Source organism: Hymenobacter coccineus, from assembly GCF_001816125.1.
Taxonomy (GTDB): Bacteria; Bacteroidota; Bacteroidia; order Cytophagales; family Hymenobacteraceae; genus Hymenobacter; species Hymenobacter coccineus.
The window spans coordinates 22,171-28,521 of sequence record NZ_MDZA01000409.1; the positions used below are offsets into that span (position 1 = coordinate 22,171).

6 protein-coding genes and 1 tRNA gene are annotated in these 6,351 nt (G+C 65.1%); 3 read left to right on the plus strand and 4 right to left on the minus strand.

Translation table 11 applies throughout. The annotated features are described in order from the left end of the window. Nucleotides 1-237: 237 nt before the first annotated feature. The 3 genes from BEN49_RS18925 to BEN49_RS25930 all read left to right on the plus strand — a co-directional run bounded on the left by BEN49_RS18925 (nt 238) and on the right by BEN49_RS25930 (nt 2,249). Nucleotides 238-311 (plus strand) — tRNA-Asp (locus BEN49_RS18925). 147 nt (nt 312-458) lie between these two features. After that, nucleotides 459-1,766 carry a site-specific integrase gene (locus BEN49_RS18930; RefSeq protein WP_083326247.1) on the plus strand — a complete coding sequence of 436 codons (1,308 nt, stop codon included), beginning with the start codon at nt 459-461 and terminating at the stop codon, nt 1,764-1,766. Between the two features lie 240 nt (nt 1,767-2,006). Beyond that, the gene (locus tag BEN49_RS25930) at nt 2,007-2,249 is read left to right on the plus strand and encodes a Fic family protein (protein WP_239692008.1); all 243 of its coding nucleotides are present in this window, start codon (nt 2,007-2,009) and stop codon (nt 2,247-2,249) included. 293 nt (nt 2,250-2,542) lie between these two features. Here the strand turns inward: BEN49_RS25930 and BEN49_RS18935 are convergent, their stop codons facing one another. The 4 genes from BEN49_RS18935 to BEN49_RS28345 all read right to left on the minus strand — a co-directional run. Beyond that, nucleotides 2,543-2,983 carry a VOC family protein gene (locus tag BEN49_RS18935; protein ID WP_239692009.1) on the minus strand — a complete coding sequence of 147 codons (441 nt, stop codon included), beginning with the start codon at nt 2,981-2,983 and terminating at the stop codon, nt 2,543-2,545. A 66-nt stretch (nt 2,984-3,049) separates the two neighbouring features. Beyond that, a complete protein-coding gene (locus tag BEN49_RS18940) occupies nt 3,050-3,625 on the minus strand; it encodes a dihydrofolate reductase family protein (RefSeq protein WP_070746008.1) in 576 nt (191 codons plus the stop codon). A 216-nt stretch (nt 3,626-3,841) separates the two neighbouring features. Continuing rightward, a complete protein-coding gene (locus BEN49_RS18945) occupies nt 3,842-5,686 on the minus strand; it encodes a vWA domain-containing protein (RefSeq protein WP_070746009.1) in 1,845 nt (614 codons plus the stop codon). A 131-nt stretch (nt 5,687-5,817) separates the two neighbouring features. Beyond that, the coding region (locus tag BEN49_RS28345; RefSeq protein ID WP_070746010.1) for a DUF6745 domain-containing protein at nt 5,818-6,351 on the minus strand (534 nt) is incomplete at its 5' end.

Below are 6,351 nucleotides of genomic sequence, written 5' to 3' on the forward strand. Positions count from 1 at the left end.
GGTAGCAGGGGGCCCCAGGGGCCCACCCTGCGCCACTAAAAAAGCGGTTGGCAAAGGTAAAACATCCATCGTTGGGACGCCCACCAAAAAACAATGAGCCTGAAAAACAACCCACAAGCTCCCAAACGGGCCCCTTTGCAGAGAAAAAATGCCCCCCAGCTTGCAAACGCCCATTTCGTTTCCCTACCTTTGCATCACCAAAACGGAAAAACACACGGTTTTTCCAGCGCGGTAAACGGTTTGGTAGTTCAGTTGGTTAGAATGCCGCCCTGTCACGGCGGAGGTCGCGGGTTCGAGTCCCGTCCAGACCGCTTCCGTTTGTAACGAAAGCCCCTAAAAGTCGCTCCCCTGGTAACAGAAGCGCTTTTTAGGGGTTTTTTGCTTTTGGACGATTTGGCATTTATACCCCGATTTGGCTGGATTTGGCTCCCAATTGCACCCCCAAAACCAACCGTTTTATGCTGACCATTCAGTTTGACCGCCGGGCCGACCGCCCGGATGCCGCGGGGCGCTGCCCCATCCACTTACGGGCGTACTTCGACGGGCTGCGGCTGCGCGTGGCCACCCGGGAAAAGTGCCTTGCCACCGATTGGAACGCCGACAAGGGCAAATTCAAGAAGCCCTTTCCGGGCCTAACCGAGGCCAACGAGTACCTGGAAACGCTGGCCGAACGGATGCAGGCCCGGTACCGGCAACTGCGTTCGGCAGGGATGGCGGTGACAATTGAGGCGCTCAAAGCGGCGCTGGCCCCGCCGGTAGAGGCCCCAAAAGTGGAGGAGCCGGCCCCAATATTCCTGACGGACCTCTACGCCGACTACCAAGCGGCGCTGAAGGCGCGGGGCAACCTGGTGCAGTCGATGGTATCGGTGGCCACCACCTTCACCCACCTAAACAGGTTTGAAAAGGTGCTTAAGCGCCGGCTGCTGCTCGGCGACTACGACCTGGCCCTGCACGACCAGTTTTTGGCCTACCTGCGCGGGACGCGGAAACTGGGGCAAAACACGGTGTGCAAAACGGTGAAGCACGTCAAGGCCTTTCTGCGCTACGTGCGCGAAGACCGGCGCCTGCCGGTGGCCGTGGAAGCGCGGGAGATGAAAATCCGCTGGGCCGAGGTGGAGAAGGTGTACCTGAGCGCCGCGGAGCTGAGCTTGCTGGAAAAAGCCCTGCTGCCCTCTTCGCTGGTGGCCACGCGGGACGCGTTCCTGTTCTGCTGCTACACTGGGTTGCGGCACTCGGATTTGACGGAGCTGAGCCAGGCCAACGTGCAAACCTGGGACGGCAGCCGCATCCTGCGGCTGACGCAAACCAAGACGCGCACGGCGGTCAGCATCTACCTCACGCCCCCAGCGGCGGCTTTGCTCGACAAGTACGACGGAACGCGGGCCCACCTGCTGCCGGCGACGTCGAACCAGGTGATGAACCGCAACCTGAAGCGCATCGGCCAGCTGGCGGGGCTGCGGGACCTGGTGGAAGTGGTGACCATCGAGGAAGGCAAGGTGGTGAAGCGGCAGCAGCCCAAGCACGAGCTGGTGAGCATGCACACGGCGCGGCACACGTTCGCGGTGCTTTCGCTGATGCGCGGGCTGCCGGTGGCCGTGCTGCAGAAGGTGCTGGGCCACGCCAAAATTCAAACCACGATGCTCTACGCCAAGGTGGTCGAAGACTTTCAGCACCAGGAAATGCGGCGGATTTGGGAGGGAAATGCAACACCGGTACCGGCGGCGGACTCCAATCCGGTTTGCGTGATTGAGGCAGCGGTGGCGTAAACACGCACCCAGAACGGAAAGGCTCGGCTTGGCAACGGCCAACGCCGGGCTTTTTACTTGGGTACCCCACGCAGGGGGTCGGCCGGCACAGGTTGGGGCGGCCCTTTGGGACCCAAGTCGCAGCCAACCTTAAAGCAGCTACCCTTGAATCAGCCTTGTTTTGAAGGTAGGACGTTATTCGGGGGTAATTTTGAGGCCAGGTTGGGGAGCTAACCTTTAATTCGACTTGTTTTGATGCCAATGCCGTGGTCATTCGCCAGGGCGGCAGCGGCCCCGCGCGGTCAAGGCCCTCTACACGCCGCCCGGGGCGCGGGCGTGGCGGAAGCCAAGCTCCACAACTTGGTGGCGTTCCTCAACGACGACGAGGCCTATCCGCTGCACCCGCTGCTGAAGATGGCCATCGGGCACTACCAATTCGAAGCCATTCACCCGTTCCAGGAACCTAAGCGCACCACTTGCCCAATCAACTGCTCGAGCGCGTAAGCGGCTCGGCCAACGGTACTGGCCGCGGCGCGCTGGACAGCTAAAGTGTTCATTATTCTTGAGCGTTCACTATTTATGAACGCTCAAGAATAATGAACACTCAGGCAAAAGGCAAAGGAATGGCGCATGGAACCAGGGCGCGACACCTGGACGTGGACTTGAGCAGCACCGCGGCTTACAAGACCGAATCGAAGCACTGTTCCTTTTTTAAGGGGCTGCAAGCAAAGCGGCGACACCCGAGCATTTCTGAACTAGGTCGGCACAGCTGAGTACATCAAACGGAATTTAGCCCACTATTCTTTGTTAAACTCGCCGATGTGCCACAAGATGCCGGAGGGGTCGTGGACGAAACCCTCCTTGCCCCAGGCCTCCTGCCGAATAGGCATAATTCGTACACCCTCGTACTTACTGGGCAAGTCCAGCGCTGCTAGTTCCGCCCAATGCTGCTCCACATCCGCAACTTCCAAAAACAGCATGGTGTTGTCAACCCAGTCTTGCACGTAGGCGTCCTGCAGGTAAAAGCCTACACTCCGTAGCGAGAAATACGACATAACCGGTGAAAGAACCACTTCGGTGAAACCGAAAGCGCGGTAGAAACGGCGCGAAACGGCGAAGTCTTTGGCTCCGATAAAGGGACGGATAGAGAGGGGTTGTGCAGGCATGTTGCCAGAAGTTGAAAAAGATTCTTGCGGAATGTGGCCAGCATTGCGGGGTAAAATGGGCTTCTTGGCCAACTAGTCGTTTAGGCGGGGGCGAGCAAGGACGTCCTGGTTACTTACTGTCCACGCAGCTCGACCGCCTTAGGCGCGCAGGGCCCCCACGTGCCGGTAGGTGTTCAGGAGCACGCCCGTGGCCGTGGCCTGCGTGCTGACGAGGGCGAGTTCGCACGGGGCGGCCCGGTCCGAGAAGAAGCGCTTGCCTCGGCCCAGCAAGACCGGGTAAACCAGCAGCACCACCTCGTCGACCAGGCCCTGCTCCAGCAGCACGGACGTGAGCGTGGAGCTGCCGCAGACGAGCAGGTCCGGGCCGTCCGTCGCCTTAACGCTGTGCACACCCGCTAGGATGTCCGCGCCCAAGGCCTGGGCCGGGCCCCAGGCGAGGCTATCGGGGCGGTGGGTGGCTACGTACTTCGTTGCCGCGTTCAGCCCGTTGGCCATCGGGCTGTCGCCGGCCTGCGGCCAGAAGCCGGCCCAGGCGTCGTAGGTGCGGCGGCCCAGCAGCAGGTCGAAGCGCGTGCCGTAGGCCTCGACCACCGCCGCCAGCCCCGCCGGCGTGCGGTAGGGCGTTGTCCAGTTGCCGTGCGCGAAGTTGTCGTCGTTTTCGTGCTGCATCACGCCGTCCAGCGAGACGTGTTCCATGATTCGGATCTTGCGCATGTTGATGGTTGCTAATGGGTTAAGATTATTTTATGCGCCGCGGTATTTCCGGCTGGCCTGGTCGCCGTGCCAATCGGTCCTCCCGGTAGGCGGCGTTTCTGCTGACCGTCCAGGCTTTGCCATGCCACCGCGGCGAAACGCTGGTGCTGGCCTTAAAAAAGCGTCCGGGCCCGCTTGCCACCCGGTTGGGCCCCGGCGTAGCGGCGCCGCACCCGGCTACACCGGCTGCACGAAGCGCTTGATGTCGCCGCTGGCGATGTAGGTGTTGCCGGGGCCAGGGTTTACCTGGTCAACCACGTAGAGCACGTTTTCCTGGCGGATGTCGCGGGGGAAGCGCATGTTCCAGTTGGGGTCGAAGCCGTCGCTCACCACGCGGGCCCGCAGCTTGCTTTTGTCTTTGACGCACTGGATGAGCACGCCCGTGCCCACGGTGTCGGTTTCCTGCAAGTCGGCCAGCGTGGTGGGCGTGCGGGCGGGGCGCGGGGCCCCTGTGGCCGCGCTGCGGCGGCTGCCCGCCCCGGGCTGGCCAGCGGCGAGCGGGTCGGTTTCGCCGGGACGCACGAGGCGGGTGATGGGGCCCTTGGCGCGGTAGAAGTTGCCGTCGAGGCTGGTTTCCAGGGACTCGGCCAGGTAGTGGGCCCCCTCGGCGCGGATGTCGCGGGGAAACTGCACGTTCAGGTCGTCGTAGCCGGGCGACACCACTTTCATGCGCAGCTTGCCGCCCTCGCGGAAGCACACGAGCTCGACGCCGGCGCCGGCGTCGCTGACCACCGGCAGGGCGTAGGCGGCGGCGTCGACGCTGACGCCCCGGCCGGCCAGGGCACTGCGGGACTGCCGGCCCTGGAAGGCCTGGTCGCGCAGTTCCTTGCGGCTGGCGTTGTCGAGGTGGCGGCGGGCGATGCGCTCGGCGTAGTGGGTGAGCTGGTCGATTTCTTCGGCGATTTCGAAGTGCTCGTGCAGGCCGGCGGCGGTGAGGTCGGCCACCACCCGCCGGAGCAAGGCCTCGGCCTCGGCGTGCTGGCCGGCATCGGCCAGGTCCACGGCGCGCTCCTTGTCGCGGCCGATGCGCAGCAGGGCCAGGTCCAGGGTCACGCGCGGGTCGGTGGCCGCCGCCACGGCCTCGACGGAGCCCGCCGTGATGTGCACCGTGTAGTCGCCGCTGAGCGTTTCCACGGCCCCGTGGCGGACGACGTCCACCCGGTAGCTGACTTGCAGCAGGTTGTGGGGCCCGGTGGGCAGGGCCGGCAAGTGGAGCTGCAAGCCCAGCGGCTTGTCCTCGTTTTCGTACACGTCGCCCAGGCGCAGCACCAAGTGGCCGGCGGGGTGGGGCCCGGTGCGGGCCAGGCTCAGCACGTCGGCCAGCTTGACCTCGCCCAGGGGATGCAGCGTGACGGTGAGGTTTTGGCCCGCGATGGCCTTGAGGCTGTCCAGCTCGGCCCCGAACACGTCGGCCGCGTCGTCGAGCGACTGAATGAAGTAGAAGTTGCCCCCGGCGGCCCGGGCCATGCCGATGAGCAAGTCCTCCCCGAAGTGCTCGCCGAAGCCCAGCGTGGTCGTGGCAATGCCTGCCTCGGCCTTGCTGGCGGCCGTGCTGATCAGCACCTTGGGGTTGACGATGCCGGCGTTGGCCTGCCCGTCGGTGAGCAGCAGCACCCGGTTTACGTGCTGGTCGGTTTGGTGGCGCGCCACCAGCTCGCAGCCCCGCAGCCAGCCCCCGCTCAGGTTGGTGAGGCCGCCGGCCCGCACGCCGGCCAGCACCTGCTTGATGGCTGCCTTGTCGGCCACCAGCTGGGCGTCGAGCAGCGTGTCCACATTATCATCGTACACCACAATGCTGAGCCGGTCGGCGGGCAGGAGGCGGTCCACAAAGTCGGCGGCGGCCTTGAGGGCGTAGCGCAGGGGGGCGCCCGCCATGCTGCCGCTGCGGTCGATGACCAGCGCCACGTTGAGGGGCCGGCGCTGCGGGTTGAGCACTTCCTCCCGGAAGTTGAGCAGCAGGCTGGTGGTGTCGGCCAGGTTGGCGAGCAGGACGGCGTGGGCGGGTTGCTGGGTGATCTGCATGGACGGGGTATGAAAAAAAAGGGATGAGGGGGCCACTAGCCAGGCGCGGGCCGGGCAGGAAGGCAAGGTATTGCGAAGAAGGAAAACGATTTACACTGGCGCAAGGACCAGTTGCGGAACCGGCGGGCGGCTCACGTCTCGATGAGCGGCTGGTAGTCGCGCTCGTGCTCGAAACCGGCCAGCCAGGCGGCGGCGCGGCGGCAGGTGCGCACGTGGGGCGGCACGCGCAGCAGGTACCCGTGGGCCGTGGACGGGCACACCACCCGCAGCACGTGCACCGGCTCGTCGTCGGGCAGGGGCACGCTCAGGAGCTGGCGCTCGCCGCCGGCGTCGCGGTCGCGGTCGAGCACCAGCCCGCCCACCTCGTGCACGAACCGCTCCAGGCCCATGCGCTCGAGCAGCACCCGCCGGTGGGTGACGTTGCGCACCAGCAGCAGATCGGCGGCGCGCAGGTCGTCGGGCCGGAAGGCCGTGCGCTCGTCGACGGGGGTGCCCTGCCAGCGCAGGGCCACCCGCAGGCCGGCGGGCAGGCCGGTGAGCCCACTGCCGGCCACCTCCAGCCAGTGGGTGAGGTGCACGCCGGGGGGCAGCTGCTGCAGCTGGGGGCAGTTTGTGACGTCGAGGGTGCGGGCGGTGAGGCGCGCGGGCAGGGACGCGCAGGTGGG

Bases quoted from the DNA above. Each gene is read 5' to 3' on its own strand.
- BEN49_RS18930 (WP_083326247.1), top strand. From the start codon at position 459: ATGCTGACCATTCAGTTTGACCGCCGGGCCGACCGCCCGGATGCCGCG.
- BEN49_RS25930 (WP_239692008.1), top strand. From the start codon at position 2,007: ATGCCGTGGTCATTCGCCAGGGCGGCAGCGGCCCCGCGCGGTCAAGGC.
- BEN49_RS18940 (WP_070746008.1), bottom strand. From the start codon at position 3,625: ATGCGCAAGATCCGAATCATGGAACACGTCTCGCTGGACGGCGTGATG.
- BEN49_RS18945 (WP_070746009.1), bottom strand. From the start codon at position 5,686: ATGCAGATCACCCAGCAACCCGCCCACGCCGTCCTGCTCGCCAACCTG.